Origin of the sequence: Streptomyces sp. NBC_00038 (genome assembly GCF_026343635.1) — a bacterium.
Lineage (GTDB): Bacteria > Actinomycetota > Actinomycetes > Streptomycetales > Streptomycetaceae > Streptomyces.
Genome location: NZ_JAPELQ010000001.1, coordinates 7,439,280 through 7,465,898, shown reverse-complemented (window position 1 = coordinate 7,465,898; position 26,619 = coordinate 7,439,280). Strand labels below are relative to the sequence as shown.

Annotated in this window: 18 protein-coding genes and 1 pseudogene; 5 read left to right on the top strand and 14 right to left on the bottom strand. The window is 71.1% G+C overall.

What is annotated here, in order from left to right; genetic code table 11:
- The first annotated feature begins 9 nt into the window (after nt 1-9).
- Nucleotides 10-972: an aldo/keto reductase gene (locus OG219_RS33855; protein WP_266832986.1), complete on the top strand. Its 963-nt coding sequence runs from the start codon at nt 10-12 to the stop codon at nt 970-972.
- Nucleotides 973-987: 15 nt separating this feature from the next.
- On the opposite strand, the gene OG219_RS33850 is transcribed toward OG219_RS33855, so the two are convergent.
- Nucleotides 988-1,578: a TetR/AcrR family transcriptional regulator gene (locus OG219_RS33850; RefSeq protein ID WP_266832984.1), complete on the bottom strand. Its 591-nt coding sequence runs from the start codon at nt 1,576-1,578 to the stop codon at nt 988-990.
- A 97-nt stretch (nt 1,579-1,675) separates the two neighbouring features.
- Here OG219_RS33850 and OG219_RS33845 point away from each other — a divergent pair, with 97 nt between their 5' ends.
- Entirely contained in the window at nt 1,676-3,256 is a 1,581-nt protein-coding gene (locus tag OG219_RS33845; protein ID WP_353962410.1) for an MFS transporter, read from the top strand.
- Nucleotides 3,257-3,414: 158 nt separating this feature from the next.
- Here the strand turns inward: OG219_RS33845 and OG219_RS33840 are convergent.
- Nucleotides 3,415-3,568 (bottom strand): annotated as a pseudogene (locus tag OG219_RS33840) (cobyrinic acid a,c-diamide synthase); the annotation flags it as partial.
- On the opposite strand from OG219_RS33840, the gene OG219_RS33835 reads away from it, so the two are divergent.
- Entirely contained in the window at nt 3,555-6,536 is a 2,982-nt protein-coding gene (locus OG219_RS33835) for a helix-turn-helix transcriptional regulator (RefSeq protein WP_266832982.1), read from the top strand. The pseudogene OG219_RS33840 and the gene OG219_RS33835 sit on opposite strands and share 14 nt — an antisense overlap.
- Before the next feature lie 206 nt (nt 6,537-6,742).
- Here OG219_RS33835 and serA read toward each other — a convergent pair whose 3' ends face one another.
- The 6 genes from serA to OG219_RS33805 form a co-directional block, all read right to left on the bottom strand.
- Nucleotides 6,743-8,341, bottom strand: coding sequence for a phosphoglycerate dehydrogenase (gene serA / locus OG219_RS33830; protein ID WP_266832980.1), 1,599 nt, complete (start codon nt 8,339-8,341; stop codon nt 6,743-6,745).
- A gap of 314 nt (nt 8,342-8,655) precedes the next feature.
- Complete coding sequence (gene ilvC, locus OG219_RS33825) at nt 8,656-9,657, bottom strand: ketol-acid reductoisomerase (protein WP_266832978.1); 1,002 nt, start codon at nt 9,655-9,657, stop codon at nt 8,656-8,658.
- 115 nt (nt 9,658-9,772) lie between these two features.
- Nucleotides 9,773-10,300, bottom strand: coding sequence for an acetolactate synthase small subunit (gene ilvN, locus OG219_RS33820; RefSeq protein ID WP_266832976.1), 528 nt, complete (start codon nt 10,298-10,300; stop codon nt 9,773-9,775).
- 20 nt (nt 10,301-10,320) lie between these two features.
- A complete protein-coding gene (locus tag OG219_RS33815; RefSeq protein ID WP_266832974.1) occupies nt 10,321-12,177 on the bottom strand; it encodes an acetolactate synthase large subunit in 1,857 nt (618 codons plus the stop codon).
- Nucleotides 12,178-12,405: 228 nt separating this feature from the next.
- Nucleotides 12,406-15,369: a bifunctional diguanylate cyclase/phosphodiesterase gene (locus tag OG219_RS33810; RefSeq protein WP_266832972.1), complete on the bottom strand. Its 2,964-nt coding sequence runs from the start codon at nt 15,367-15,369 to the stop codon at nt 12,406-12,408.
- Between the two features lie 454 nt (nt 15,370-15,823).
- Nucleotides 15,824-16,765, bottom strand: coding sequence for a 2-hydroxyacid dehydrogenase (locus OG219_RS33805; RefSeq protein WP_266832970.1), 942 nt, complete (start codon nt 16,763-16,765; stop codon nt 15,824-15,826).
- Between the two features lie 75 nt (nt 16,766-16,840).
- On the opposite strand from OG219_RS33805, the gene OG219_RS33800 reads away from it, so the two are divergent.
- Nucleotides 16,841-17,848 (top strand): aldo/keto reductase, encoded by a 1,008-nt coding sequence (locus OG219_RS33800; protein WP_266832968.1) that lies wholly within the window; start codon nt 16,841-16,843, stop codon nt 17,846-17,848.
- A 131-nt stretch (nt 17,849-17,979) separates the two neighbouring features.
- On the top strand, nt 17,980-19,164 hold the full coding sequence (locus OG219_RS33795) for a sorbosone dehydrogenase family protein (RefSeq protein ID WP_266832966.1): 1,185 nt from the start codon (nt 17,980-17,982) through the stop codon (nt 19,162-19,164).
- A 51-nt stretch (nt 19,165-19,215) separates the two neighbouring features.
- On the opposite strand, the gene OG219_RS33790 is transcribed toward OG219_RS33795, so the two are convergent.
- The 6 genes from OG219_RS33790 to OG219_RS33765 form a co-directional block, all read right to left on the bottom strand.
- A complete protein-coding gene (locus OG219_RS33790; protein ID WP_266832964.1) occupies nt 19,216-19,458 on the bottom strand; it encodes a DUF6191 domain-containing protein in 243 nt (80 codons plus the stop codon).
- A 38-nt stretch (nt 19,459-19,496) separates the two neighbouring features.
- A complete protein-coding gene (locus tag OG219_RS33785) occupies nt 19,497-22,550 on the bottom strand; it encodes a helix-turn-helix transcriptional regulator (protein WP_266832962.1) in 3,054 nt (1,017 codons plus the stop codon).
- Nucleotides 22,551-22,735: 185 nt separating this feature from the next.
- Nucleotides 22,736-22,933 carry a hypothetical protein gene (locus OG219_RS33780; protein WP_266832960.1) on the bottom strand — a complete coding sequence of 66 codons (198 nt, stop codon included), beginning with the start codon at nt 22,931-22,933 and terminating at the stop codon, nt 22,736-22,738.
- A 203-nt stretch (nt 22,934-23,136) separates the two neighbouring features.
- A complete protein-coding gene (locus OG219_RS33775) occupies nt 23,137-23,739 on the bottom strand; it encodes a hypothetical protein (protein ID WP_266832958.1) in 603 nt (200 codons plus the stop codon).
- A 64-nt stretch (nt 23,740-23,803) separates the two neighbouring features.
- The gene (locus tag OG219_RS33770) at nt 23,804-24,370 is read right to left on the bottom strand and encodes a GNAT family N-acetyltransferase (protein WP_266474777.1); all 567 of its coding nucleotides are present in this window, start codon (nt 24,368-24,370) and stop codon (nt 23,804-23,806) included.
- The gene (locus tag OG219_RS33765; RefSeq protein WP_266832956.1) at nt 24,348-26,591 is read right to left on the bottom strand and encodes an MMPL family transporter; all 2,244 of its coding nucleotides are present in this window, start codon (nt 26,589-26,591) and stop codon (nt 24,348-24,350) included. Before OG219_RS33765 ends, OG219_RS33770 begins: the two co-directional genes overlap by 23 nt.
- Nucleotides 26,592-26,619 lie beyond the last annotated feature (28 nt).

Here is a 26,619-nt window from a genome sequence, read left to right as displayed (position 1 = left end):
CATCCCCGCATGACCGACCGCCGACTCGGCCGTACGAAGGTCCGCGTCAGCCCGCTGGGCTTCGGCGCCGCCCCCATCGGCAACCTCTACACCCCGCTCGACGAGAGCCAGGCGCTGGCCGCGGTCGATGCCGCCTGGGACGCAGGTGTGCGCTACTTCGACACCGCCCCGCACTACGGCCTGGGCCTGTCCGAACGCAGGCTCGGCGCGGCCCTCGCCCACCGGCCGCGCGCGGAGTTCACCGTCTCCACCAAGGTCGGCCGCCTGCTGGAACCCCACCCCGCGCCCACCGGATCCGACCTGGCCGCGGGGGGCTTCGCCGTACCGGACACCCTGGTCCGGCGCCCCGACTACTCGCGCGACGGCGTACTCCGGAGCCTGGAGGGCAGCCTGACCCGACTGGGCCTCGACCGGGTGGACATCGTGTACGTCCATGACCCCGACGATCACTTGGACGCCGCCGTCACCGAGGCGCTCCCCGCTCTGGCGGCCCTGCGCGACCAAGGCGTCGTCGGCGCGATCGGCGTCGGCATGAACGCCGTCGCACCCCTGCTGCGGGTCGTCGCCGAATCGGATGTGGACGCCGTGATGGTGGCGGGCCGTTGGACGCTGGTCGACCGCACCGCCCGCCCGCTGCTGGACACCTGTGCCGAGCGGGGCGTCTCGGTGGTCGCGGCGGCGCCGTTCAACTCCGGTCTGCTCAGCAGGCCCCGCCCGCCCGACGACGCCTTCTTCGACTACGGCCCCGCCCCCGAGGCGATGCTGCTCCGTGCCCGGCGCCTCGCGGAGGTCTGCACCCGGCACGGCACGGCCCTCCCCCACGCGGCCGTCCGCTTCCCTCTCCGTGACCCCGTCGTGGCCGGTGTGGTGGCGGGCTTCCGCTCCCCCGCCGAGGTCACGTCCGCCGCGGACTGGGTCGCCAGGGACCTGTCCGAGGCCGCGTGGCGGGACCTCGATGCCGTCGCCGGGTGAACCCGGGACAGCGGGTCAGCCCGAGGACTTGGCCGCCGCGTCGATGACGCGGCGCAGCCCCGCGGTGAGCTGGTCGGCGTCCGGCGCCGTCGCGGGGTCGAAGGTCCACTGGGCGATGAGCCCGGTCATCAGGGTGTTGTAGAACATTCCGACCGAGTCGATGTCCTCGTCGGTGACGTCCTCCTCCCGGCCGCCCATGAGCAGCGGGATGATCCCGCGGCCGGCCTCGCGCTGCGCCCGCGCCAAGTGGTCGCGCACCTCGGGGAGTTTGTCGCCCATGACCACGATCTCCATGCTGAGGTGCCACAGCGAGCCGGGCTCCCGCATGGTCTGGATGATGTTCGACCAGACCTCCTGAAACCGCTCCAGCGAGCCCGGCGCGGCACCCTTGCTGACGCCCGCGCCGGGGTCGAAGGAACCGGACAGGTCTTCCACCAGGGAGACGTACGCGTCCGCGAGGAGCTTGTCCTTCGACCCGTAGTGGTAGCCGATCGAGGCGAGATTCGTCCCCGACTCCTTCACGATGTCGCGCGCCGTCGTGCGCACGAACCCCTTCTCCAGCAGGCAGCGCTTGGCGCCTTCGAGCAGATCGTCACGGTGTCCCATGGGCGCCAGCGTACCCCCGATCCAGACAACCGTCCCATACCCACGTCTTACACATTCGTACTAGACAAGCGTTTAAGACGCTCGTACAGTCCCTGTCATGACGAACCAGCCGAACCAGCCTGCCCGGTCGAACCCGACGAGCTCGACGAACGCACCCCCCGCCCGTGCGGGCCGCCGCGAATGGACCGCCCTCGGCGTCCTGATGCTTCCGCTGCTCCTGGTCTCCATGGACGTCTCAGTCCTCTACTTCGCGATCCCCTCGATCAGCGCGGACCTGGAGCCGAGCGGCACCCAGCAACTCTGGATCTTCGACATCTACGCGTTCGTACTCGCGGGCCTCCTGATGACGATGGGCTCGCTCGGCGACCGCATCGGCAGCCGCAAGCTCCTCCTCTTCGGCGCCGCCGCCTTCGGCGCGGCCTCGCTGGTGGCCGCCTACGCCAACAGCGCCGAGACCCTGATCGCCGCCCGCGCGGTCCTCGGCATCGGCGGCGCGACGCTGATGCCGTCGACGATGGCGCTGGTCCGCACGATGTTCACGGACGCCGGCCAGCGTGCGAAGGCGGTCGGCCTGTGGTCCGGTGTCATGACCGGCGGCATCGCGCTGGGCTCGGTGATGAGCGGCGTCCTCGTCGAGTACTTCTGGTGGGGCTCGGTCTTCCTGGTCAACCTGCCCGCGATGGCGCTGCTCCTTGTCCTCGGCCCGCTCCTGCTGCCCGAGGCCAGGAACCCGGAGCCGGGCCGCTTCGACCTCCTCAGCGTCCCGCTCTCGATGGCCGCCGTACTGCCCGTGATCTACGGCCTGAAGGAGCTCACGGCCGAGGGCTGGCACACCGAGTACGTCCTCTCGGTCACCGTCGGCCTGTTCTTCGCCTACCTCTTCGTGCAGCGCCAGCGCACCGCGAAGTCCCCGCTGATCTCGCCCGCCCTGTTCCGCGGCCACGGCTTCACACCCGCGGTCGTCCTCAACCTCGTCTCGGCGTTCGGGATGCTGGGTTCGGCGTACTTCACCACCCAGTACATCCAGTCGGTGCTCGGCAAGAGCGCGCTGGAGGCCGCGCTCTGGGCGCTGCTTCCCTCGGTACTCATCGGCATCGCGGCACCTGTCACCACCCAGCTCGTGCAGAAGGGCGTCAATCGTGCGTACGTCGTCACCGCGGGCTTCGTCGTCGCCGCGTGCGGCTACGGTCTGCTGGCCCTCGCCGATACCGACTCGATGTGGCTGGTCCTCGCCGGCGCCGGCGTCCTCGCCTCCGGAATCGTCACCGTGATGTCCCAGATGATGGACCTCGCCCTGGGCACCGTCCCCGTCGGCAACGCGGGCGCCGCCTCCTCCCTCCTGGAGACCGGCACGGAGTTCGGCGGCGCACTGGGCATGGCCGTCCTGGGCTCCATCGGCACCGCGGTCTACCGCAACGAGGTGCCCTCGGACGCACCGGCCGCGGCCCACGAGACCCTCGGCGGCGCACTGGCGGTCGCCCAGCAACTCCCGGGCGACACCGGGCAGGCCCTGACGGCAGCCGCCCGGGAGGCGTTCACCAGCGGCATGCAGGCGGCGGCGGTCGCGGGGGTGGTGCTGTTGCTGGGGGCGGCGGTGCTGGCTGCAGTGACGCTGCGCACGGTGCAGGTGCGGGAGGCCGCGGACCAGTCCGCCGAGTGCGAGAAGTCGCTCGCCTGACGGCGCGGTCGGGGGTGGGGGTTGGGTTTTTCGCCCCCTCCGCCCCTACCCGTCCCTTGCTCCTGGGGCTCCGCCCCAGACCCCGCTCCTCAAACGCCGGAGGGGCTGAATCTCTCCCCGGCCGGCGCTGAATCTTTCAGCTCCGGCCGGGGGAGAGTCTTCAGCCCGTCCGGCGTTTGAGGACGAGGCCGTTCAGGCCGATAGCGGGGGTCTGGGGGCGGCAGCCCCCAGGAACGGGACGGGAAGGGGCGGAGGGGGCGAAGAAAGCCAACGCCCCATGTCAGTGGCCCGTGCCAGGATGGCTCCCGTGGCACAGACATTCGGTACGCCGTTCATCGGCCGGGCAGACGAACTCGCCCGGCTCACCGGCGTGCTGACCCGCGCCAAGGAGGGCGACCCCCACGCGGTACTGATAGCGGGCGACGCCGGCGTCGGCAAAACCCGCACGCTGACGGAAGCCGCCACCCACGCCGCAGACACCGGAATGACCGTCCTCACCGGCCACTGCGTGGACCTGGGCGACGTGGGCCTGCCGTACCTCCCGTTCACGGAGATCCTCGGCGTACTGGCCACGGACGAGCGCTTCACCGCCGCCCTCGCGGCACACCCCGCGGTCAACCCCCTGCTGGGCACCGGCGACGGCACCCCGGACAGCGGAAACAGGCTCCGCCTCTTCGAGGGCATGGCCTCCCTGCTCTCCGACGTCGCCGACATCACCCCGCTCCTGCTGGTCCTCGAAGACCTCCACTGGGCGGACCAGTCCTCCCGCGACCTGCTGCGCTTCCTGCTCAGCCGCGGCCTCCTCCAGAGCCCGGCCTCCGGCACCCCGCCGCACCCCTTGGCGATCTTCGCCTCGTACCGCGCGGACGACCTGCACCGCCGCCACCCCCTGCGCCCCCTGCTCGCCGAGCTGGTCCGGCTGCCCGCCGTCGACCGGCTGGAACTGCGGCCGATGGCCGACGCGGAAGTGGCCCGGCTCGTACGGTCACTGCGCACGGGCGCCGTGTCCGACACGACCGTCCGCCGAATCGTCGACCGCGCCGAGGGCAACGCCTTCTACGCGGAGGAACTGCTCGCCGCCACCGCCGACACACTCCCCGGCGACACCGGCCCGGCGTCCGGCGCCATGCCGAGCGGGCTGGCCGACGTACTCCTCATCCGCATCGAGCAACTGTCCGACACCGCACAGCAGGTGCTGCGCACGGCGGCCGTCGCCGGGCGCCGCGTCGAGCACGACCTGCTGCGTGACGCCGTACAACTGCCGGAGGACGAGCTGGAGTCGGCGCTGCGCGAGGCCGTCGGCCGGCAGCTGCTCGTCCCCGGTGACGACGCCACGTACTCCTTCCGGCACGCCCTGACCCGCGAGGCGGTGTACGCCGATCTGCTGCCCGGGGAGCGGGTCCGGCTGCACCGTACGTTCGCCAAACTCCTTGCCGGGCAAGGCCATTCGGCCAAGAGTGCGGCGGAACGCGCCCATCACTCGCGGGAGAGTCACGACCTCGCCGACGCGCTCACGGCCTCGCTGGAGGCCGCCGACCACGCCCAGCGGGTCGGTGCGCCCGCCGAGGAGCTGCGCCATCTGGAGACCGCGCTCGAACTGTGGCCCGCGGTGGACTCCGCCGCCCGCCCCGAGGGCGGTGCCGACCCGGTGACCCTCACCCTGCGCGCCTCCGCGGCCGCGGCGCACGCCGGCGAGACGCACCGGGCGGTCTCCCTCACCCGCGCCGCGCTGGCCAGAGCGGGCTCGGACGCGGATTCCGAACTCGCCGCCCGTGTCCGCTACACCCTCGCGGGCAACCTGATGCGTGTCGACAGCCTGAAGGCCGCGTTCACCTACAGCAGCGAAGCGCTCGCCATCATCCCCGCCGAGCCGCCGTCGCGCACCTGGGTGTGGGCCGCTGCCACCCATGTCATGGCGGCGCGGTACATGGGGCAGGACGAGGACGCCGAGCGCGTCGGCCGCCAGGCGCTGCGCATCGCCGAGGAGCTGCAACTGGCCGACGCGCAGGCCGACTTGATCATCTCCATGGTCGGCCTGGAAGGACACAACCGGCGCACCGCCGAGGGCCGCGACCGGCTTCGCCTGGCGCGGGACCTCGCCCGGAGCGCGGGGCACGTCACGATCGAGATGCGCGCGCACTTCAACCTCGCCATCGGCTGCTACGAGTCCGGGGACCTGGACGAGTGCCTCACCTGGCTCTCCGAGGGACTGGAGCGCGCGAACCGCTCCGGGCTCGTCTCCGCGCCGTACGCCCTGGAGCTGCGCTACCTCCAGTCGCTGGTCCTCTACACCCTGGGCCGCTGGGACGAGTGCGCCCGCGCGGCCGCCGCCGACTCCGAACGGCTGCCCGCGGCGGGCGGGTTCGCTGTCGGTCCCGCGCTGTACGTGGCCGTGGCCCGCGGCGAGGAGCGCGCCGCCGAGCGTGCCCGCGCCCTGCTCGACGGCCCGTTCGACTGGATGGCGACGCTCGTCGCGAGCATCGTGCTGACCGACGACGCGGCCCTGCGGGGTGACGCCGAGGGTGCCGTCGAGTCCGTGCGCGGCAATCTGGTCAGGCTCGCCGACGGCTCGGGTTCCGAGCGGCCCGACATCGGTGTGCGGCTCGCCGCGCTGGCCCTCTCCGCCGTCGCGGACGCGGCCGTCGAGCGGCGCCTCACCGGCGACGAGGCGGGGGCCTGCCGCTGGACCGACACCGCCACCGAGCTGGTGGAGGTGGCCAGGACGACGGCCGCCAAGGGTGAGGACGGCACCGAGCAGGGGCCCGAGGGGCTGGCCTGGCTGGCCCGCGCCGAGGCGGAGTGGCTGCGCGCGCACTCCGGTCCCGACGTCACCGCGTGGGAGAAGGCCGTCGCGGCGTTCGGTTACGGCGACCCGTACGAACTGGCCCGCTGCGAACGGCGCCTCGCCGAGGCGCTGCTGTCGGCGGACCGTCGCGAGGAGGCCGCCGAGCACGCGCGCGCGGCCCGCGACGCGGCCGTCCGGCTCGGTGCCGTACCGCTGCGCGAAGACCTCGACACCCTCATCCGGCGCGGCCGCCTCGCAGAATCACCGTCCGCCACCGACCGCATCGCCGCACTGACCGCCCGCGAGAGCGACGTCCTGCGCCTCCTCGCCCTGGGCCGCACCAACCGCCAGATCGGCGAGGAGCTCTTCATCAGCGGCAAGACGGCGAGCGTCCATGTCTCGAACATCCTCGCCAAACTGGGCGCGGCCGGCCGCACGGAGGCGGTGGCGATCGCTTACCGGGAGGGCCTGATCGTGTCCGAGCCGACCGCCTGAGCCGCTCTGGCGGAAGCGCCCCAAAGGGGCGCGGGGAACTGCGCGACCAGCCACGATGGCCCCGCAGACGACGCACCGGAATTCCAGCGGAGCGCTTACGCGAAACGCCGGACAGGCTGAGTTTTCAGCCTGTCCGGCGTTTGAGGACGAGCGCGTCAGCGCGATACGGGGGTCTGGGGCCGGAGCCCCCAGGGGGACGGGCAGCCTCAGACGAGGTTGACCGACCGCGCCGACGTCGCACCGATCTCGTCGGCCACCTCGGTGAGGACATTCTGCGGGACCGTGTCGTCGACGGTGAGGACCGCGAGGGCCTCGCCGCCGGCGGCCGCGCGAGCGACCTGCATACCGGCGATGTTGATGCCCGCCTCGCCGAAGATCCGGCCGACGGTGCCGACGACACCGGGACGGTCCTCGTAGCCCAGCACGACCATGTGGTCGGCGAGCGCGAGGTCCACGTCGTACTCACCGACGGCGACGATCTTCTGCAGGTGCTTGGGGCCCGCGAGGGTGCCGGAGACCGAGACCTCCTGGCCGTCGCTGAGCGTGCCGCGCACGGTGACGACATTGCGGTGGTCCGGGGACTCCGAGCTCGTGGTCAGCCGCACCTCGACGCCGCGCTCCTGCGCGAACAGCGGGGCGTTGACGTACGAGACGGTCTCGTCGACGACGTCCTCGAACACGCCCTTCAGGGCGCTGAGTTCGAGCACCTTGACGTCGTGCTGGGTGATCTCGCCGTACACCTCGACGTCGAGGCGGACCGCGACCTCGCCCGCGAGCGCGGTGAAGATGCGGCCGAGGTTCTCGGCGAGCGGCAGGCCCGGCTTGACGTCCTCGGCGATGACGCCGCCCTGGACGTTCACCGCGTCCGGGACCAGCTCACCGGCGAGCGCGAGGCGCACCGAGCGGGCGACGGAGACACCGGCCTTCTCCTGGGCCTCGTCCGTGGAGGCGCCGAGGTGCGGGGTGCAGACGACCTCGTCGAGCTCGAAGAGCGGGGAGTCCGTGCAGGGCTCCTTCGAGTACACGTCGAGGCCGGCGCCGGCGACGCGGCCTTCCTTGAGCGCCGAGTACAGCGCCTCCTCGTCGACGATGCCGCCACGCGCGGCGTTGACGATCCGGACCGACGGCTTGACCTTGTGGAGCGCCTCGTCGCCGATGAGACCGAGGGTCTCGGGCGTCTTGGGCAGGTGCACGGTGATGAAGTCCGAGACCTCGAGCAGCTCGTCGAGGGTAAGGACCTTCACGCCCATCTGCGCGGCCCGCGCGGGCTGGATGTAGGGGTCGTAGGCGACGACCTTCATCCCGAACGCCGACATGCGCTGCGCGACCAGCGCGCCGATACGGCCGAGGCCGACGACACCGAGGGTCTTCTCGGCGAGCTCGACGCCGGTGTACTTGCTGCGCTTCCACTCGCCGTTCTTCAGCGCCGTGTTGGCCTGCGGAATGTGGCGAGCGGTGGCGAGGAGCAGACCGCAGGCGAGCTCGGCGGCGGTCACGATGTTCGAGGTGGGGGCGTTGACGACCATCACGCCGGCCTTGGTGGCGGCGGAGACGTCCACGTTGTCCAGGCCGACGCCGGCTCGTGCGACGACCTTCAGTTTCTTCGCGGCCGCGACGGCCTCGGCGTCGACCTTGGTGGCCGAGCGGATCAGGATCGCGTCGACCTCGGCGATCGCGGGCAGCAGCTCGGCGCGGTCCGCGCCGTTGCAGTGCCGGATCTCGAAGTCGGGGCCCAGGGCGTCGACGGTCGCGGGCGACAGCTCTTCAGCGATGAGTACGACGGGCTTGGATGACGCAGTGCTCACGTGAGTCCTCACAGGTCCAATGCGGACGGCCGTCCCGACGGCCGCATGCGGTGGAGGGTGGTAAACGGCCTGGGGAACGCACCTGCATTTCCCCGGTGTCGCTTAGCTAGCCGCGTGGAAGACGCACGACGCTGTGGGCCTGACGCGTTAATGATGTGCAGCAGTGTAGTGGCGCCGAACGGGCCGCCTTACGCCTCTGCGGAAGGATCACCCGTCCGTGGCTGGACGGGATGGACAACGCCGTGTTTCCAAGCGTTACCGGTGGTTCGCCGAAGGGGCCGGAGCAGACTGCTCCGACCCCTTGGACGTACGGCTTACGCCTCGTCGTCGTTGACCCACGACATGAGCTTGCGGAGCTCCTTGCCGGTGGTCTCCAGGAGGGACTGCTCGTCCTGGGTCTTGTACTCGTTGTACTTCTTCAGACCGCCGTGGTACTCGGCCATCCACTCACGGGCGAAGGTGCCGTCCTGGATCTCGGCGAGGACCTTCTTCATCTCGGCCTTGGTGGCGTCCGTGATGATGCGCGGGCCGGTGACGTAGTCGCCCCACTCCGCGGTCTCCGAGACGGACCAGCGCATCTTCTCCAGGCCGCCCTCGTACATGAGGTCGACGATGAGCTTCAGCTCGTGGAGGCACTCGAAGTACGCGATCTCCGGCTGGTAGCCGGCCTCGGTCAGCGTCTCGAAGCCCGCCTTGACCAGCGCCGCGGTGCCACCGCAGAGGACGGCCTGCTCACCGAACAGGTCGGTCTCGGTCTCCTCGGTGAAGGTGGTCTTGATGACGCCGGCGCGGGTGCCGCCGATGCCCTTCGCGTACGACAGCGTCAGCGGGAAGGCCTTGCCGGTGGCGTCCTGCTCGACGGCCGCGATACACGGAACGCCGCGGCCCTCCTCGTACTGGCGGCGGACCAGGTGGCCCGGGCCCTTCGGGGCGACCATGCAGACGTCGATACCGGCCGGCGGCTTGATGAAGTCGAAGCGGATGTTCAGGCCGTGGCCGAAGAACAGCGCGTCGCCCTCCTTGAGGTTGTCCTTGATGGACTCCTCGTAGACCTGCGCCTGGATCGGGTCCGGCACCAGGATCATGATGACGTCGGCCTCGGCGGCGGCCTCGGCCGGCGTCACCACGCGCAGGCCCTGCTCCTCGGCCTTGGCCTTGGACTTGGAGCCCTCGTGCAGACCGACGCGGACGTCGACACCCGAGTCGCGCAGCGACAGCGCGTGGGCGTGGCCCTGGCTTCCGTAGCCGATGACCGCGACCTTGCGGCCCTGGATGATGGACAGGTCGGCGTCGTCGTCGTAGAACAGCTCGGCCACTGGGGTTCTCCTTGGTGTGCGGTGTTGCGTCCCACCGTACGGCGGGCGGGGGAAGGGAAGTTTTCGGGTCTCGATATACGGGCGGTCGGCGATCGCCGACCGCCCGTTTCAAGCCTCAGGCAGATCGGTCGAGTGCGCGCAGCGACCGGTCGGTGATCGAGCGCGCGCCGCGGCCGATCGCGATCGTGCCGGACTGGACGAGCTCCTTGATGCCGAACGGCTCCAGCATCTTGAGCATGGCCTCCAGCTTGTCGCTGCCGCCGGTGGCCTCGATGGTGACGGCCTCCGGGGAGACGTCGACGGTCTTGGCGCGGAACAGCTGGACGATCTCGACGATCTGGGAGCGCGTCTCGTTGTCGGCGCGCACCTTCACCAGAACGAGTTCGCGCTGCACGGCGGAGGCGGGCTCCAGCTCGACGATCTTCAGGACGTTGACGAGCTTGTTGAGCTGCTTGGTGACCTGCTCGAGCGGCAGCGCCTCGATCACGTTCACCACGATGGTGATGCGCGAGATCTCGGGGTGCTCGGTGACGCCGACGGCGAGCGAGTCGATGTTGAAGCCGCGCCGGGAGAACAGGGCGGTGATCCGGGCGAGGACACCTGGCTTGTTCTCGACGAGGACGGAGAGGGTGTGCTTGCTCATGGGTCTGACTCGGCTCTCTCTCAGTCGTCTTCGTTGTCGCCGAAGTCGGGGCGGACGTCCCGGGCGAACATGACCTCGTCGTTGGAGGTGCCGGCCGCGACCATCGGCCACACCATGGCGTCCTCGTGGACGATGAAGTCGACCACGACCGGGCGGTCGTTGATCGAGTTCGCCTCTTCGATGACCTTGTCGAGGTCGTCCGGGGACTCGCAGCGGATCGCGTAGCAGCCCATGGCCTCCGACAGCTTCACGAAGTCGGGGACGCGGGTGCCGGCGCTCGGCTCCTTGCCGCTGGCGTCGGGGCCGGAGTGGAGCACGGTGTTGGAGTACCGCTGGTTGTAGAAGAGGGTCTGCCACTGGCGGACCATCCCGAGGGCGCCGTTGTTGATGATGGCGACCTTGATCGGGATGTTGTTCAGGGCGCAGGTGGTGAGCTCCTGATTGGTCATCTGGAAGCAGCCGTCGCCGTCGATCGCCCAGACCGTACGGTCCGGCCGGCCGGCCTTGGCGCCCATCGCGGCCGGGACCGCGTAGCCCATGGTTCCGGCGCCACCGGAGTTCAGCCAGGTCGCGGGCTTCTCGTACTGGACGTAGTGCGCGGCCCACATCTGGTGCTGGCCGACGCCCGCCGCGAAGATCGTGCCCTCCGGGGCGAGTTGGCCGATGCGCTCGATGACCTGCTGGGGGGCGAGCGAGCCGTTGTCGGGCTGCTCGTAACCCAGCGGGTAGGTCTCGCGCCAGCGGTTGAGGTCCCTCCACCAGGCGGTGTAGTCGCCCCGGTGGCCCTCGCCGTGCTCCTTCTGCACCGCCTGGACCAGGTCGGCGATGACCTCGCGGGCGTCACCGACGATCGGCACGTCGGCGGCGCGGTTCTTGCCGATCTCCGCCGGGTCGATGTCGGCGTGGACGATCTTGGCGTACGGGGCGAAGCTGTCCAGCTTGCCGGTGACGCGGTCGTCGAAGCGGGCTCCGAGGGCGACGATCAGGTCGGCCTTCTGCAGCGCGGTGACGGCGGTGACCGCACCGTGCATGCCCGGCATTCCCACGTGCAGCTCGTGACTGTCGGGGAATGCGCCGAGCGCCATCAGTGTGGTGGTGACGGGCGCTCCGGTGAGTTCTGCGAGGACCTTCAGCTCGGCGGTGGCATTGGCCTTGAGGACGCCGCCGCCGACGTAGAGGACGGGCCGCTTCGCGGCGGTGATCAGCTTGGCGGCCTCGCGGATCTGCTTGGCGTGCGGCTTGGTCACCGGGCGGTAGCCGGGCAGGTCCTGGGTGGGCGGCCACTGGAAGGTGGTCTGCGCCTGGAGTGCGTCCTTGGCGATGTCGACGAGGACGGGTCCGGGGCGGCCGGTGGAGGCGATGTGGAAGGCCTCCGCGATCGTCCGCGGGATGTCCTCTGCCTTGGTCACCAGGAAGTTGTGCTTGGTGATCGGCATGGTGATGCCGACGATGTCCGCCTCCTGGAAGGCGTCCGTGCCGATCGCCTTGGACGCGACCTGCCCGGTGATCGCCACGAGCGGCACCGAGTCCATGTGCGCGTCGGCGATCGGGGTCACCAGGTTGGTGGCGCCGGGGCCGCTGGTCGCCATGCAGACGCCGACCTTGCCGGTGGCCTGCGCGTAACCGGTGGCCGCGTGACCCGCGCCCTGCTCGTGACGGACGAGCACGTGCCGCACGCGCTGGGAGTCCATCAGCGGGTCGTAGGCCGGAAGGATCGCGCCGCCGGGAATGCCGAATACCGTGTCGGCCCCGACTTCCTCAAGAGAACGGATGAGGGACTTCGCACCCGTCACCTGCTCGGGCGCGGACTGCTGTCCTCCGGATCGGGGCCGCGGCTGCGGATGGTGGGCCCCGGTGGCCTGCTCGGTCATCGGCATTCTCTTCTCGATGCTGAGGGTTTTTGCGAAGTTTGTGCGGTGTACGACTGGTGCCTGTGCAACAAAAAACCCCTCGTGCCGTGAGGCAAGCGAGGGGAGCGCGCCGGTGCGTTCACTGGGGATTCCGGTTCTGTCGATCCGGTGGGTCCCAGCTCAGCCGACGCGCTTTCCAAGTACGAGAATTCGGGTGCGCATGGCATTGACCCTCCCCCCGGCACGCACCGACTGTCAAGTGGGTGGGACGGGAGTCTCATTATGTGAGCGGAGCACCGTACCGCCTCCATAGACAGCGGGCACACCACCGGTGTACACCCCCGCGCCGCCGCCCGCGAACGCGGGCTCGACGGGCCCGTGCGGCACGGGGTAGTGCCCCATGGACAGCGCTCTGCGCAGCCGGTATTCGTCGAGCGGCGCGGAGAACGCCATGCCCTGTCCATGGGTGCAGCCCATGGCGCGCAGGGCGATGACCTGCTCCGGGAGGTCCACACCCTCGGCCACGGACTGCAGCCCGAGGTCGGTGGCGATCCGCAGCAGCCCACTGGTGATCTTGTGCAGCCGCGCGGACTCGACGACACCCTCGACGAGGTCCCTGTCGAGTTTCAGCACGTCTATCGGGAGCCTTCTGAGTGCCGTGATGGCGGCATGGCCGCTGCCGAAGCCGTCCAGGGCGATCCGGACGCCGAGCCGCCGCAGCGCGTTCAGCCGGCGCTCCAGTTCGTCCAGGGAGACCCGGGGGTCGGTTTCGGACAGCTCGATGATCAGGGCGCCGGAGGGGAGCCCGTGCCGGGTCAGCAGGGCCTCCACCGAGCCGAGGGGCCCGGAGCGGTCCAGCAGGCGCCGGGCGTTCATCCGGACCGCGACGGGTGCCGTGATTCCGGTGGCGGCGCGCGCGGCTGCCTGCTCGATGGCCTCTTCGAGCATCCAGCGGCTCAGCTCGGCGGTGCGGTCGCTGTCCTCGGCGACGCGCAGGAACTCGGCGGGTGTGAAGAGCACGCCCTGGGAGGAGCGCCAGCGGGCCTGGGCGGTGACCGTCGCGATCCGGCCGTTGTCCAGCGAGACCACGGGCTGGTGCAGCAGCGTGAACTCGCCGTCCTGCAACGCGGAGCGCAGCCTCGTCGCCAGCTCCGCCTTGCGGACGACGTCCTGCTGCATCTGGGGCGCGTACAGCTCGACGCGGCCCTTGCCCGTCGCCTTGGCCCGGTACATGGCGAGGTCGGCATTGCGCAGCAACTCACCGGCGCCCAGGCCCGGTTCGGCGAAGCCGACGCCGATGGACGCGGCGACCCGGACATCGTTGCCGTCGATGGCGTACGGCTGCGAGAGCGTGATCCTCAGGCGGTCGGCGAGTTCGAGGATCTGGTGTTCGCGGGCGGTGCGGTCGCGGGTGCCGTCGCCGACGATGAGCGCCGCGAACTCGTCACCGCCGAGCCGGGCCGCGGTGTCGCTCTGCCGCACGGATTCCTGGAGTCTGCGGGCCGCCTGGACGAGCAGTTCGTCGCCGGCCTGGTGCCCGATCGTGTCGTTCACGGCCTTGAAGCCGTCGAGGTCGATGAAGAGGACGGCGGTGCCGCGGTCCGAGGAGCGGCGGCCGGAGAGCGCCTGCTGGACGCGCCGGGTGAACAGCGCGCGGTTGGGCAGGTCTGTCAGCGGGTCATGCTCGGCGTTGTGCTGTAACTGCGCCTGCAGACGCACCCGTTCGGTCACGTCACGGCTGTTGAAGATGAGGCCGCCGTGGTGCCGGTTGACGGTGGACTCCACGTTCAGCCAGCCGCCGTCGCCGGACCTGAAGCGGCACTCGATGCGGGTCGTGGGCTCCTCGATGTGACTGGCGGCCAGGAAGCGGCGCACTTCGTGGACCACGCAGCCGAGGTCCTCCGGGTGGATGAGCGAGGCGAGTTCGGAGCCGACGAGGTCCTCGGCGTCCCGTCCGTAGACCCCGGCGGCGGCCGGACTGACGTATCTCAGAATGCCGTTCGGGGCTGCGATCATGATGACGTCGCTGGAACCCTGCACCAGGGAGCGGAAGTGGTTCTCCTTCTGGGCCAGTTCCTGGGTGAGGGTGATGTTGTCGAGGAGCATGATGCCCTGGCGGACGACGAGGGCGAGCACGACCAGACCGGCGGTGATGAGCACCACGCGGTCGACATTGCGGCCGTTCAGAACGTTGTAGAGGATCCCCAGTGTGCAGACGGCGGCCGCCAGATAGGGCGTGAGCGCGGCCAGCGATCCGGCGATGGGGCGGGTGGCCTGATACCGACTGTGGCCTCCGCCGTGGAGGGGTACGTGCACCTGTCCTCCCGGGTGCCCCGGCCGTACCTCCTGCCGCTGCCCCGGGATGTGCTCGTGCACCACGCGCGCTTGCCCGTCCGTGTCGTACCGGCCGGTGTCCGGCTGACCGTGCCGGGGGCCGACCCAGGGGGCGTACGCGAGGAGCAGTGAGCCGGCGAACCAGCCGGCGTCGAGGAGCTGCCCGGAGCGGTAGTCGTTGTGCAGCAGGGGCGAGGTGAACAGGGCGTCGCACATCACGGTCAGGGCGAGCGCGCCGATCGCGGTGTTCACCGCGGAGCGGTTCACCGACGAGCGCCGGAAGTGCAGCGCCAGCACCATGCTGACCAGCGCGATGTCCAGCAGCGGATACGCCAGTGACAGTGCGGTGTGCGCGACGCTCGGCCCGTCGAACTTCGCCGCCTGAGCGAGCGCGAGGCTCCAGGACAGCGTGAGCAGGGAGCCACCGATTAACCAGGAGTCGAGCGCGAGGCAGACCCAACCCGCCTTGGTCACGGGCCTCTTGGCGAGCACGAGCAGACCCACGATGGCGGGCGGCGCGAAACACAGGAAGAACAGGTCGGCGAAGCTGGGGCTGGGGACGGGACGGTCGAGGACGACCTCGTACCACCCCCAGACGGCGTTGCCCAGGCAGGCCATGGCGGAGGAGAGCCCGAAGAGCAGCCAGGCGGGTCGAAAACGGCTGCGACGGCTCTGGGCGTAGCGGAAACAGGAGACCGCCGCGACGCCCGCGGCGGCGCTCAGCCCGAAGTCGCCCATGACGAGCCCGAGGGTCACGGAACCCCAGCCGAGCGCGGAACCGACGGCGTATCCCGCGCACACCAGGGCCAGTACGAGTTGCGAGAACAGGCCCGTCCCGCCACCGAGCGCCGGCCGACGGGTCAGCAGCGCTCCGGGGGAGCTCACCGGGCCCACCCGGTCCGCACGCCGGGGTCCCACTGGTCCGCGTGCGCCGGGTGCCCGTGCCTCCGGCGGCCGTTGCGCCTGCGGTGGTGATGACCGCCGTGGCCACTGTGGCCGCACTGCCCGCGTCTCCGCGTGGCCGCGCGCCAGGGTCGTCGTCGGCGGCCCCGCCGCGTCGGATCGTTGGTCCATAGGCCGTGCATCGCCCGTCGCCCCCCTCGCAGTCTGAAAATCCATCCCCGGCGCCGAACGGTGCGCGGCGCAGCCCCTGTCGGGACGATACACCAGTCTCGTCACTCAGGGACATAGTTCCTCTACGCTCCGTGACGACCAGGGAGTTTGTCGGCACTGCCCGCATTCGAAGAACTGCGGAGGGTGTCAAAAGCGGACGGGGAGCGAACGGGAGGTGGCCCGCGCGCCCGTCGTGAACCGACCTGCGCGCCCGTCGTGAGGTGACCTACGCGCCCGTCGTAAGGACCACGTTCCGCAGCGGCTCCCGGTTCACGAAGAGGTTCAACTGCGCTACCAGGAGCCGCTTGGCGCGCGGCAGGAACGCGGACGTGGGTCCGCCGACATGAGGGCTGATGAGCACGCCCGGCGCCTGCCACAACGGGTGCCCCTGGGGCAACGGTTCGGGGTCGGTGACATCGAGGGCCGCGGTGATGCGGCCGCTCTCCAGCTCGGCGAGCAGCGCCTTGGTGTCGACGACGGGGCCGCGGGCGACGTTCACCAGGAGGGCGCCGTCCTTCATGTGGGAGAGGAAGTCGGCGTTCACCAGGCCGCGGGTGGTGTCGTTGAGGGGCGTGGAGAGGACGACGATGTCGGCCTCGGGCAGCAGGGCGGGCAGTTCGGTGAGCGGGTGCACGGGACCGCGCTCCGTGGTGCGCGGGGAGCGCGCGACGCGCGCCACCCGCGCGAGCTCGAAGGGAGTGAGCCGGTCCTCGATGGCGGACCCGATCGACCCGTACCCCACGATGAGTACGGACTTGTCGGCCAGCGCCGGGTGGAACCCCGAACTCCACTCCCCCTTGTCCTGCGCCCGCACGAATGCGGGGATGCCCCTGAGCGAGGCGAGGATCAGCGCGAGGGCGAGCTCGCCGGTGCTCGCCTCGTGCACACCGCGCGCGTTGCACAACTGCACACCGGGGCTCAGGACTTCCATGCTCGGCAGGACGTGGTCGACACCGGCGGAGAGTGTCTGCACGACCCGCACCGAGGTCATTTCGGGCATCGGACGCTGTGAGACGGCGGGCGGCTGCATATAGGGCACGACATAGAACTCGCAGTCGGCCGGATCTGCGGGAAACTCCAGGTCACCATTCCAGTAGCGGTAGTTCAGGCCTTCGGGAAGCCCGTCGATGTCGTCGGCGCGAAAGGGAAGCCATACGTCGGAGGTCATGCTCACGAGGCTATGTCAGGCGCTTGGACGCGCAGAGGTTAGGTTGGGGAGCCGGAGAGGGAGGGTTGCGGCCAGGTGGAGCGCAGGACGATCGGGGCGGCGGCGCTCGAAGTGGGGGCGGTCGGGCTCGGGTGCATGCCGATGAACTGGGCGTACACCGGTTCGCGGCAGCGCGGTGAGGAGTCGCTCCGCGCCGTGCACACGGCACTCGACCGGGGTTCGACGCTGCTCGACACGGCCGACATGTACGGCCCCTTCACCAACGAGCTGCTGGTGGGGCGGGTACTGAAGGAGCGCCGCGGCGAGGCCTTCGTGTCGACCAAGGTCGGCCTGCTGGTGGGCGAGCAGCACATCGTGGCCAACGGCCGCCCCGGCTATGTGAAGCGGGCGTGCGACGCCTCGCTGCGCCGGCTGCAGACGGACGTGATCGACCTCTACCAGTTGCACCGCGCGGACCCGGAGGTTCCCGTCGAGGAGACCTGGGGTGCGATGGCGGAGCTGGTGACGGCCGGCAAGGTGCGGTCGCTCGGGCTGTGCGCGGTGGGCGCGCGCTCCGCCCGCCGCTCGGGGGCGCGGCTGCACGACGGAACGATCCGCCAGTTGGAGCGGGTGCAGCAGGTCTTCCCCGTGAGCGCCGTGGAGGCCGAGCTGTCGGTGTGGTCCACGGAGGCGCTGGACGCGCTGCTGCCCTGGTGCGCGGCGCGCGGGGTGGGCTTCCTGGCGGCGATGCCCCTCGGCAACGGCTTCCTGACCGGCACGCTGACCCCGGGCGAGGGCTTCGAGCCCGACGACGTACGCGCTCGGCACCCCCGCTTCACCGCCGAGATGATGGCCTCGAACCAGCCGATCGTCGTCGGCCTGCGCCGCGTCGCCCGGCGGCACGGGTCCGACGAGAACGCGGTCACGCCCGCGCAGGTGGCGCTGGCGTGGGTGCTGGCGCAGGGGCGGCACGTGGTGCCGGTGCCGGGGGCCAAGCGGGAGCGGTGGGTCGCGGAGAACGCGGGTGCGGCCGGGCTGAGGCTGACGGCGGAGGATCTGGCGGAGGTGGCGGGGCTGCCGGGGGCGCAGGGATCCTGGGAGTAGGGCGCGTTCGCGGAGTACGTGCCGTGCGTAGGTGCCCGGGAGCACGTGGCTGGATTTACGTCTCCGTGATCGGGAACTCGTGGGACGCGAGCGGTGTATGAACAGTAGGACCGCCGCGTCGAAGGGACCCCATGATCGTGCAACGACGAGTGGTGACGGCCGTGTTGGCCGCGGCCGCGCTTCTGGTGACGGCCGGCTGTTCCTCCGACGACGGAGGGACGGCCTCCGGCGGCGGAAGCACGCCGCCGAGCAGCACAGGTGACGGCGGTACGGAGCCGGGGGCGTCGTCCTCCGAGAAGGCCGCCGAGGAGCCACCGCCCGCCAAGGGCACGGTGAAGGTCGTGCGCACCGTCACCGAGGACCTCGATTCCCCCTGGGGCCTGGCACCACTGTCCGAGGACGACCTGCTGGTGTCTTCCCGCGACGAGGGGACGATCACGCGGGTCGACAAGGAGACCGGCAAGAAGACGGAGCTGGGCGAGGTGCCCGGGGTAGCCCCCGAGGGCGAGGGCGGCCTCCTCGGGATCGCGCTCTCCCCCGACTACGCCTCGGACCACTTCGTCTACGCGTACTTCACCACGGTGTCGGACAACCGCATCGTGCGCATGCTGTACGACGAGAGCAAGCCGTCCGGGGAGCAGCTGGGCTCGCCGGACACGATCTTCAAGGGCATCCCCAAGGGGTACATCCACAACGGCGGCCGGATCGCGTTCGGCCCGGACAAGATGCTGTACGCGGGCGCGGGTGAGACGGGTCAGACGGGTCTGGCCCAGGACACGAAGTCGCTCGGCGGCAAGATCCTGCGGATGACGCCGGAGGGCGAGCCGGCGCCGGGCAATCCGTTCGGCGACTCGGTCGTCTACTCGTACGGGCATCGCAATGTCCAGGGCCTCGCCTGGGACGACAAGCAGCGCCTGTGGGCGGCCGAGTTCGGCCAGGACACCTGGGACGAGCTGAACCAGATCAAGCCGGGCGGGAACTACGGCTGGCCGGTGGTCGAGGGCGAGAGCGACAACTCCGAGTACCTGAACCCGATCGCCCAGTGGCACACGGACGACGCCTCCCCAAGCGGCATCGCCTACGCGGAGGGCTCCATCTGGATGGCGGGCCTCAAGGGCGAACGCCTGTGGCGCATCCCCCTGGACGGCACGAAGGCCTCCGCCGAACCCCAGGCGTTCCTGGAGGGTGACTACGGCCGCCTGCGCACGGTGGTGTCGGCGGGCGGCGACAAGCTGTGGCTGGTGACGAGCGAGACGGACGGGCGGGGCAGCCCCGGAGCGGGGGACGACAGGATTCTGGAGCTGGAGGTGACGTGATCCTGGAACTGACGGGGTCCTAGTGCGCCGCGTAGTCCCAGTCCGCACTTCTCAGTCGCCGGCGGGCTCCTCGGCCTGGGGCTCCACCTCTGTCTCCGGCTCCGCGGCCGGGCTCGGAGGAGTCGTCCGTCCGGGCCCCGGTGGTCGTACGACCACCTTGCCCGAGGACAGGTCTATGGGGCCGCGGCCTGGGTCGCCGTCGTTCAGGTCCACCCGGGACAGTTCCAGTCGCTTGCGTTCGTCGTTGGTGTGCTTGCGGCCTGGTGCGAACAGCTCCTCGAACATGTTGAACACGGCGCCTCCCTCGGCCCGGATCCCTTACAGCGTAAACCTCAGCCCACGGCCTGGGCTGTGGGGGTCTCCGGCGGGAACAACCGCAGGCGGTGGGCCATGGCCGCGGCCTCGCCTCTGCCGGAGACACCCAGCTTGGCGAGGATGTTCGACACATGGACGCTGGCCGTCTTCGGGGAGATGAAGAGTTCCTCGGCGATCTGGCGGTTGCTGCGGCCGGCGGCGACGAGGCGGAGGACGTCGCGTTCGCGGCTGGTGAGGCCGAGAGCGACCGCCGGGTCGACGGAGGCCAGGGCGGACGGCTCGGGGGCGCGGCCCAGGGCGAGGCGGGCCCGCTGGGCGAGCAGTGCGACGGCGTCGGCGAGGGGGCGGGCGCCCAGGTGGTCGGCGGCGGCTCGGGCCAGCCGGAGGAGTTCCGTGGCGCGGGCGCGGGCGTCGTCGTCCGTGCCCGAGGACAGCAGGGCCTCGGCGAGGCGATGGCGGACGCGGGCGAGGTCGTAGGGGCGCTCCACGGGTTCGAAGGCGGTGACCACCTCGGACCAGTCGTGCGGGTCGGTCACGCCCTCGGCCCGGCGGAGTTCGGCGCGCACCCACTCCTCGTACGCGAGCCAGAGGGGCGCGCCGGTGGCCAGGGACTTGGCGGCGGAGCGGATGTGTTCCACCGTCTCGGGGCGGCCCGGTGCGGCGAGGGGCAGGCTGTGGGCGTCGGCCTCCGCGGTGGCGGCGGCGAGCAGCAGCGGCCAGCCGTAGCGCTGGGTGCCGGGCGGGAAGCCCGCGCCGAGGGCCTCCTCCAGCGCGGTGCGGGCGTCGAGGAGGCGGCCCTCCGAGGCGGCGATGCCGATCGCGCTGCCCAGCAGCGGCAGAGAGTGCTGCGGCATGGGGTCGTGGGTGCCGAAGTGGGCGCGGGCGGCGGCCAGTTGGCGTCCGGCCTCGGCGAGGTCGCCGCGGGCGAGCGCGAGATACGACAGACGGATGGCGCCCACGCCGGAGGCCTTGCCGCTGAGCCCGATGCGCAGCGCGTTGCCCGCGGCGTCGACGGCCTCGTCCCACCGACCGAGCGAGTCGAGCGACTCCGAGAAGTTGACCCAGACGTAGGCCTCGGTGTCCAACAGGCCTTTCGTCCGGGCCAGTTCGACGCCTTCCCGCAGCACCGAGACCGCCTCGCGGGAGCGGCCGAGCGACTCCAGATGTGAGGGCAGGTTGATGTGCACGCGCCCCAGGACGAGGGAGGAGCCCCGCCGGTTCACCCGCTCCTTGACCTCGTACATCTCCGCGAGCCCCGCCTCGACGTCACCCGCGTCGACCATGAGGCCGCCGAATACGAGCCGGGCGTTCAGCTCGATGTCCCGGGCGCCGACCATGCGCGCGTACTCCACGGCGCGTTCGGCGGCGGAGAGGGCGCTGGGCCCCGGTTCGTGCAGCATGCACCAGGCGGCGACGGCGGCCAGCACCTCGGCGTGCACCTCCGACGGCGGGAGGCCGCGCACCAGGTCCTGGGCGGTGGCGAGTTCCTTCCAGCCGTCACCGCGAGCCTGCGACTGCACCAGGCGGGAGCGCTGGACCCAGAACCAGGCGGCGCGCAGCGGATCGCCCTCGTCCTCCAGGAGGTGCAGCGCCCGCTTGGTGATCTTCAGGGCCCGCTCGCGCTCCCCGCACAGCCGGCCCGCGACGGCAGCCTCGGCCATCAGGTCGAGGTAGCGCAGGGGCTTGGTCGCCGGGTCGCAGCCGCAGGGGGGATAGACCTCCACGTAGTCGACGGGGCGCAGTTCGTCCCGTACGGCGTCGGGGGCGACGTCCCACAGTTCCATCGCCCGTTCCAGGAGCCGCAGTTGCTCGGAGTGGGCGTGCCGGCAGCGGGCCTCGACGGAGGCGTCCAGGACGGCGGGGAGGGCCTTGGCGGCGTCATGGGCGTGGTACCAGTAGCTGGCCAGCCGGGTGAGGCGCTGGTCGGCCGGTACGAGCGACGGGTCGGCCTCCAGGGCTTCGGCGTAGCGGCGGTTGAAGCGGGAGCGCTCGCCGGGCAGCAGGTCGTCGCTGACGGCTTCGCGGACCAGGGAGTGGCGGAAGCGGTAGCCGTCGCCGCCGGGTGAGGCGAGCAGGATGTTGGCGCCGACGGCGGCCCGCAGCGCCTCGATGAGGTCGTCCTCGGCGAGCCGGGCCACGGCGGCGAGCAGCGGGTACTCGACGGTGGAGCCGCCCTCGGCGACGATCCGGGCGACGCGCTGGGCGGTCTCGGGCAGCCCTTCGACGCGTACCAGGAGCAGGTCGCGGAGGGAGTCCGTGAGCCCGGTGCGGCAGCCCTGGTGGGAGGCGACGGCGAGTTCCTCGACGAAGAAGGCGTTGCCGTCGGAGCGTTCGAAGATGTCGTCGACCTGGGCCGGGTCGGGTTCGTGAGCGAGGATTCCGGCGATCTGGCGGCCGACTTCCGCGCGGCTGAAGCGGCCGAGTTCGATACGGCGGACCGTGCGCAGCCGGTCCAGCTCGGCCAGCAGGGGCCGCAGCGGGTGGCGGCGGTGGATGTCGTCGGCGCGGTAGGTGGCGACGACGACGAGGCGGCCGCTGCGCAGTGTGCGGAAGAGGTAGGCGAGAAGGTGGCGGGTGGAGGCGTCGGCCCAGTGCAGGTCTTCGAGGGCGACGACGACCGTGCGGTCCGCGGCGACGCGCTCCAGGAGGCGGGCGGTGAGCTCGAACAGGCGGGCCATGCCCTCCTCTTCGTACCGCCGCCCCTGTCCGGCCTCGCCCAACTCGGGCAGCAGCCGGGCCAGTTCCTCCTCCTGTCCGGCGGCAGCGGCGGCGAGTTCGTCCGGGAGCAGCCGGCGCATGCCGCGCAGGGCCGTGGAGAAGGGGGCGAAGGGCAGTCCGTCGGCGCCGATCTCGACGCAGCCGCCGCACACGACGACCGCGCCCTCGCGGCCGGCCGCGGTGGCGAACTCCTCGATCAGGCGGGTCTTTCCGACCCCCGCCTCGCCGCCGAGCAGCAATGCCTGCGGCTCGCCCGCGGTGGCGCGGGCGAGCGCGTCGTGCAGCACGCCCAGTTCGTCGGCGCGTCCGACGAACACCGGGCTGACGGACCTGGCTTCCACGGGCCCGAGCATCGCACAGGGGTCCGACAGTGCGGCACTGGTTATCGGGACGGCGACCTTCGACACGGATGTCGGGACCGCGACCGTCGACCCGGTTGTCGGGACGGCCGCCGCCGACGTTGTTGTCGGGATGGCCGCCGCCGACCCGGGAGGACGGCCGACCCCCGTGCGGCCGCCCTCCCGAGGCCCCGCGGCGTTCACGCGGCGCGGGCGAACCGGTGCCGGCGGTGGCGGCGGCTATGTCCCTGCCCCTCCGTGTCGTTCTGTGCGGACTCACGCACGGCGGCACGGCGGGCGGCACGGCGACTGCGGAGGGCCTCCCGTACCAGTCGGTGGTTCTGGGCCTCGCGGATCAGCTCTGCGGACCGGATCTGCTGGAGCTCGTACTCGAACATCTCGTACCCCTCGTGAAGAGTCGGTTTCGGGCTTCGCTTGTTGCGATGCCTCAACCTTCGTCTCCAAGGGGGGTGCGCCACATCGGGAGAGTTCCGCATCTTGAGCGCGCGAAGGGCCTTAGGTCCGCCGTACGTGACGTAGGGCGGGCCTAAGGCCCCTCAGAAAAGCTCGGGAAAGCCCGGGTAACTCAGGAAGCGAGCGCTCAGCTGCTCACGGTCGGCATGGACAGCAGGATGTCCGTGTACTTGAGCACGGCGAGCAGCAGGCCGATGATCGCGAGCGAGACACCCGCCCAGGCGACGGACTTGACCCACGTGGCCTGCACGACCCGGTCGGGGTTGCCGAACGCCGGCCGGACCAGCACGAAGACGCCGACGAGCAGGGCGACCAGCGCGAAGATGCCCGCGACCAGCGCGTTGGCGTTCCACGAGTTGCCGTAGACCTGCTCGATCTGCGTGGAGACGGTCGCGGTCGACGCGGTCTCCAGCTGGCCGTACAGCGAGTCGCGCGCCTGCGCGACGGTGCCGAGCCAGCCGCCGGTCAGCGAGACGAGACCCAGTGCGGCGGAGACCACCGCGGCGGCACCCAGGCCGACCCCTGAGGGGGCCTTGGCAGCGACCGCCTCGGAAAGCTCGTCCTCGTCGTACTCGTCCTCGTCCGGGGTGCCGGCCGCGGCTTCCCCGTCGGTGCCCACGGCCTCGTCGGCCTTGGCGCCGTCGTCCTTGGTGAGGTCCACGGCCTCCTCGTCGCTCTTAGCCTCTGTGCCGGTCTCGACCCCGGCCTCGTCAACAGTCTTGGTTCCCATATCTCGCACCGTACGGATCCTGTCTGAGAGGTCTCTTAATGTTCGCGGGAATGGAAGTGGATCGTTATCGTCCACCACGCGCGCGCGTGGCCCGCCACTCGGGCGCGAGCACCGACCAGACCTCCATGTCGCTCCGTACGCCCCGGTACAGGTAGCTTTCGCGCAGTACGCCGTCCCGCGTCATGCCGAGGCGCCGCGCCACGTTCAGGCTCGGTTCGTTCGCGGACGGGGCGATCCACTCCACACGGTGCATACCGCGCTCCTCGACCGCCCAGTCGATGATGATCCGCGCCCCGCGGGTGACGAGTCCGCGCCCGGCCGCCGCGGGCTCCAGCCAGCACCCGGCCTCGCAGTTCCCCTGCGCGGTGTCGAAGATCCGGAAGAGCAGCCCGCCTACGAGCTTCCCCTCCAGCCAGATCCCGTACAGGAAGCCGCTGTCGGCGGCGCGCTTGTCGGCGTACGCCTGGAGGAAGGCCCTCGTCGAGGTGAGGTCCGTCACCGCGTCGGGCAGTGAGACATGCCGGCCGATGAACTCGCGACCCCGCTCCATGTGAGCCAGGAACTCCTCGGCGTGCCAGGGCTCCAGGGGCCGCAGTTCCGCTCCGTCGTCACCCAGGGATATCGCGTACATCCTGCCGCCGCTCCTTCTCCAGTACGTCCGCCACCTCGGCGTCCGTCGCCGCCGCCAGCCTCTCATGGGCGGCGCGGCACTCGGGAGGCTCGATGCTGATGCGCGGCAGGCACCGGTCGAGCCAGCGGGGCAGCCACCAGTTGGCGCCCCCGAGGAGGTGCATGAGGGCGGGCACCAGGAGCGTCCGCAGGACGAAGGCGTCCAGGGCGACGGCCGCGGCCAGCGCGATGCCGAACATCGCGATGACCCGGTCGCCGCTGAGCACGAAGGCCAGGAAGACGGAGATCATGATGACGGCGGCGGAGTTGATCACCCGGCTGGTCTCGGCGAGGCCGACCCGGACGGCGCGCCGGTTGTCGCCGGTTTCCAGCCACTCCTCGTACATCCGGCTGACCAGGAAGACCTGGTAGTCCATGGAGAGCCCGAAGAGCACCGACACCATGATCACGGGCAGGAAGGGTTCGATCGGGCCCGCTCGGCCGAGGCCGAGCAGTTCGCTCCCCCAGCCCCACTGGAAGATCGCGACGACGACGCCGAAGGCGGCGGCCACGGCGGCGATGTTCATCACGGCGGCCTTCAGGGGGATGCCGATCGAACGGAAGGCGAGCAGCAGCAGTGCGCAGCCGAGGCCTATGACGACGCCTACGAAGAGGGGCAGTTTGCCGACGATGACATCCGCGAAGTCGTCGTAGCTCGCCGTGACGCCGCCGACCTGGACGTCGAGTGAGTTGTCCGCCTCGGCGCGCGGCAGTACCTCGGTGCGCAGCCGGTCGACGAGGGCGCTGGTCCGCTCCGACTGCGGCGCGGATTCCGGGACGAGCGTGAGGTACGCGGTGTCGCCACCGGTGTTGTACGTCACCGGGGTCACCGATGCGACGCCCTCGGTCTCCCGGAGCGTGGCGTCCAGGTTGTCGAGCGCGAGCATGTCCTCGGCGCCGTCGACCTTCGTGACGAGGGTCAGGGGCCCGTTCACACCGGGCCCGAAGCCTTCGGCCACCAGGTCGTACGCCTGCCGCGTGGTCGCCTGCTTCGGATCGTTGCCCTGGTCCGAGGTGCCCAGGTGGAGCGAGAGCGTGGGCAGGGCGAGCAGCGCCATCACCACCAGGGCGACGGAGCCGAGCAGTTTGGGGTGCCGCTCCACGAAGGCCGACCAGCGCGCGGCGAGCCCGGTGGGTATCTCCGGCTGGGGTCCGTGCTCGTACAGCCGGCGCCGCTCACGGCGGCTCAACGCGCGTGGACCGATGTAGGAGAGCAGCGCCGGGAGCAGGGTCACGGAGGCCGCGACGGTGAGGATCACGGTCAGGGAGGCGGCGATCGCGACGCCGTTGAGGAAGCCGAGCCGCAGGATGAGCATGCCGAGCAGGGCGATGCAGACGGTGGCTCCGGCGAAGACGACCGCGCGGCCTGTAGTGGCGACGGCGTTCCGCGCGGCCTCGGCCACCGGGAGCCCGCGTTTCAGGCCGCGCCGGTGCCGGGTCACGATGAACAGCGCGTAGTCGATCCCGACCCCGAGCCCGATGAGTATGCCGAGCATGGGCGCGAAGTCGGCGACGGTCATGACGTGCCCCAGGAGCACGATCGAGGCGTACGCGGTCCCCACGCCGACCAGGGCCGTGGCGATGGGCAGCAGGGAGGCGGCGAGCGAGCCGAAGGCGAGGAAGAGGACCACGGCGGCGACGACCACGCCGACGATCTCGGCGACATGCCCGCCCGAGGACCCCGTGAGCCCGATGGCGCCGCCGCCCAGCTCCACCTGGAGCCCCTTGGCCTCGGCGGCCTTGGCCGCGCTCACGACGGCCCCCGCCTCGCCCTTGTCGATGTTCCCGGCCTGGTCGTCGAAGGTGACCGTGGCGTAGGCCGTACGTCCGTCGGCGCTGATCCGGCCCGAGTCCTGCCCCTCGTACGGGCTGACGACGGAGGCCACCCCGGGCAGGCCCGCGATCCTGTCCAGGGCGCGGGTCATCGTCTGCTGGACGTCGGCGGAGCGCACGGTGGTGGCAGTGGTGTGCCAGACGACGGTGTCGCTGTCGCCGCCGAGGCCGGGGAAGCCGTCGCGCAGGAGCTGGGTGGCGCGGCCCGACTCGGTGCCGGGTGCTTCGTAGTCGTTCGAGTAGGCGGTGCCCATGACGGCCGCGGCGGCGGTGACACCGCCGAGCGCGAGGAGCCACAGGAGAACGACGACGAGGCGGCGTTGGACACACCAGCGCGCGAGGGCTGCCACAGACGTGCTCCCTGGGGGCGATACGAGG

What these genes read in the sequence shown, in the direction of transcription:
- OG219_RS33845 (WP_353962410.1), top strand. Translation starts at nt 1,676, where the DNA reads ATGACGAACCAGCCGAACCAGCCTGCCCGGTCGAACCCGACGAGCTCG.
- OG219_RS33835 (WP_266832982.1), top strand. Translation starts at nt 3,555, where the DNA reads ATGGCTCCCGTGGCACAGACATTCGGTACGCCGTTCATCGGCCGGGCA.
- OG219_RS33850 (WP_266832984.1), bottom strand. Translation starts at nt 1,578, where the DNA reads ATGGGACACCGTGACGATCTGCTCGAAGGCGCCAAGCGCTGCCTGCTG.
- OG219_RS33770 (WP_266474777.1), bottom strand. Translation starts at nt 24,370, where the DNA reads ATGTACGCGATATCCCTGGGTGACGACGGAGCGGAACTGCGGCCCCTG.
- ilvN (WP_266832976.1), bottom strand. Translation starts at nt 10,300, where the DNA reads ATGAGCAAGCACACCCTCTCCGTCCTCGTCGAGAACAAGCCAGGTGTC.
- OG219_RS33795 (WP_266832966.1), top strand. Translation starts at nt 17,980, where the DNA reads ATGATCGTGCAACGACGAGTGGTGACGGCCGTGTTGGCCGCGGCCGCG.
- OG219_RS33780 (WP_266832960.1), bottom strand. Translation starts at nt 22,933, where the DNA reads ATGTTCGAGTACGAGCTCCAGCAGATCCGGTCCGCAGAGCTGATCCGC.
- OG219_RS33775 (WP_266832958.1), bottom strand. Translation starts at nt 23,739, where the DNA reads ATGGGAACCAAGACTGTTGACGAGGCCGGGGTCGAGACCGGCACAGAG.
- OG219_RS33805 (WP_266832970.1), bottom strand. Translation starts at nt 16,765, where the DNA reads ATGACCTCCGACGTATGGCTTCCCTTTCGCGCCGACGACATCGACGGG.
- OG219_RS33815 (WP_266832974.1), bottom strand. Translation starts at nt 12,177, where the DNA reads ATGCCGATGACCGAGCAGGCCACCGGGGCCCACCATCCGCAGCCGCGG.
- OG219_RS33855 (WP_266832986.1), top strand. Translation starts at nt 10, where the DNA reads ATGACCGACCGCCGACTCGGCCGTACGAAGGTCCGCGTCAGCCCGCTG.
- OG219_RS33785 (WP_266832962.1), bottom strand. Translation starts at nt 22,550, where the DNA reads ATGCTCGGGCCCGTGGAAGCCAGGTCCGTCAGCCCGGTGTTCGTCGGA.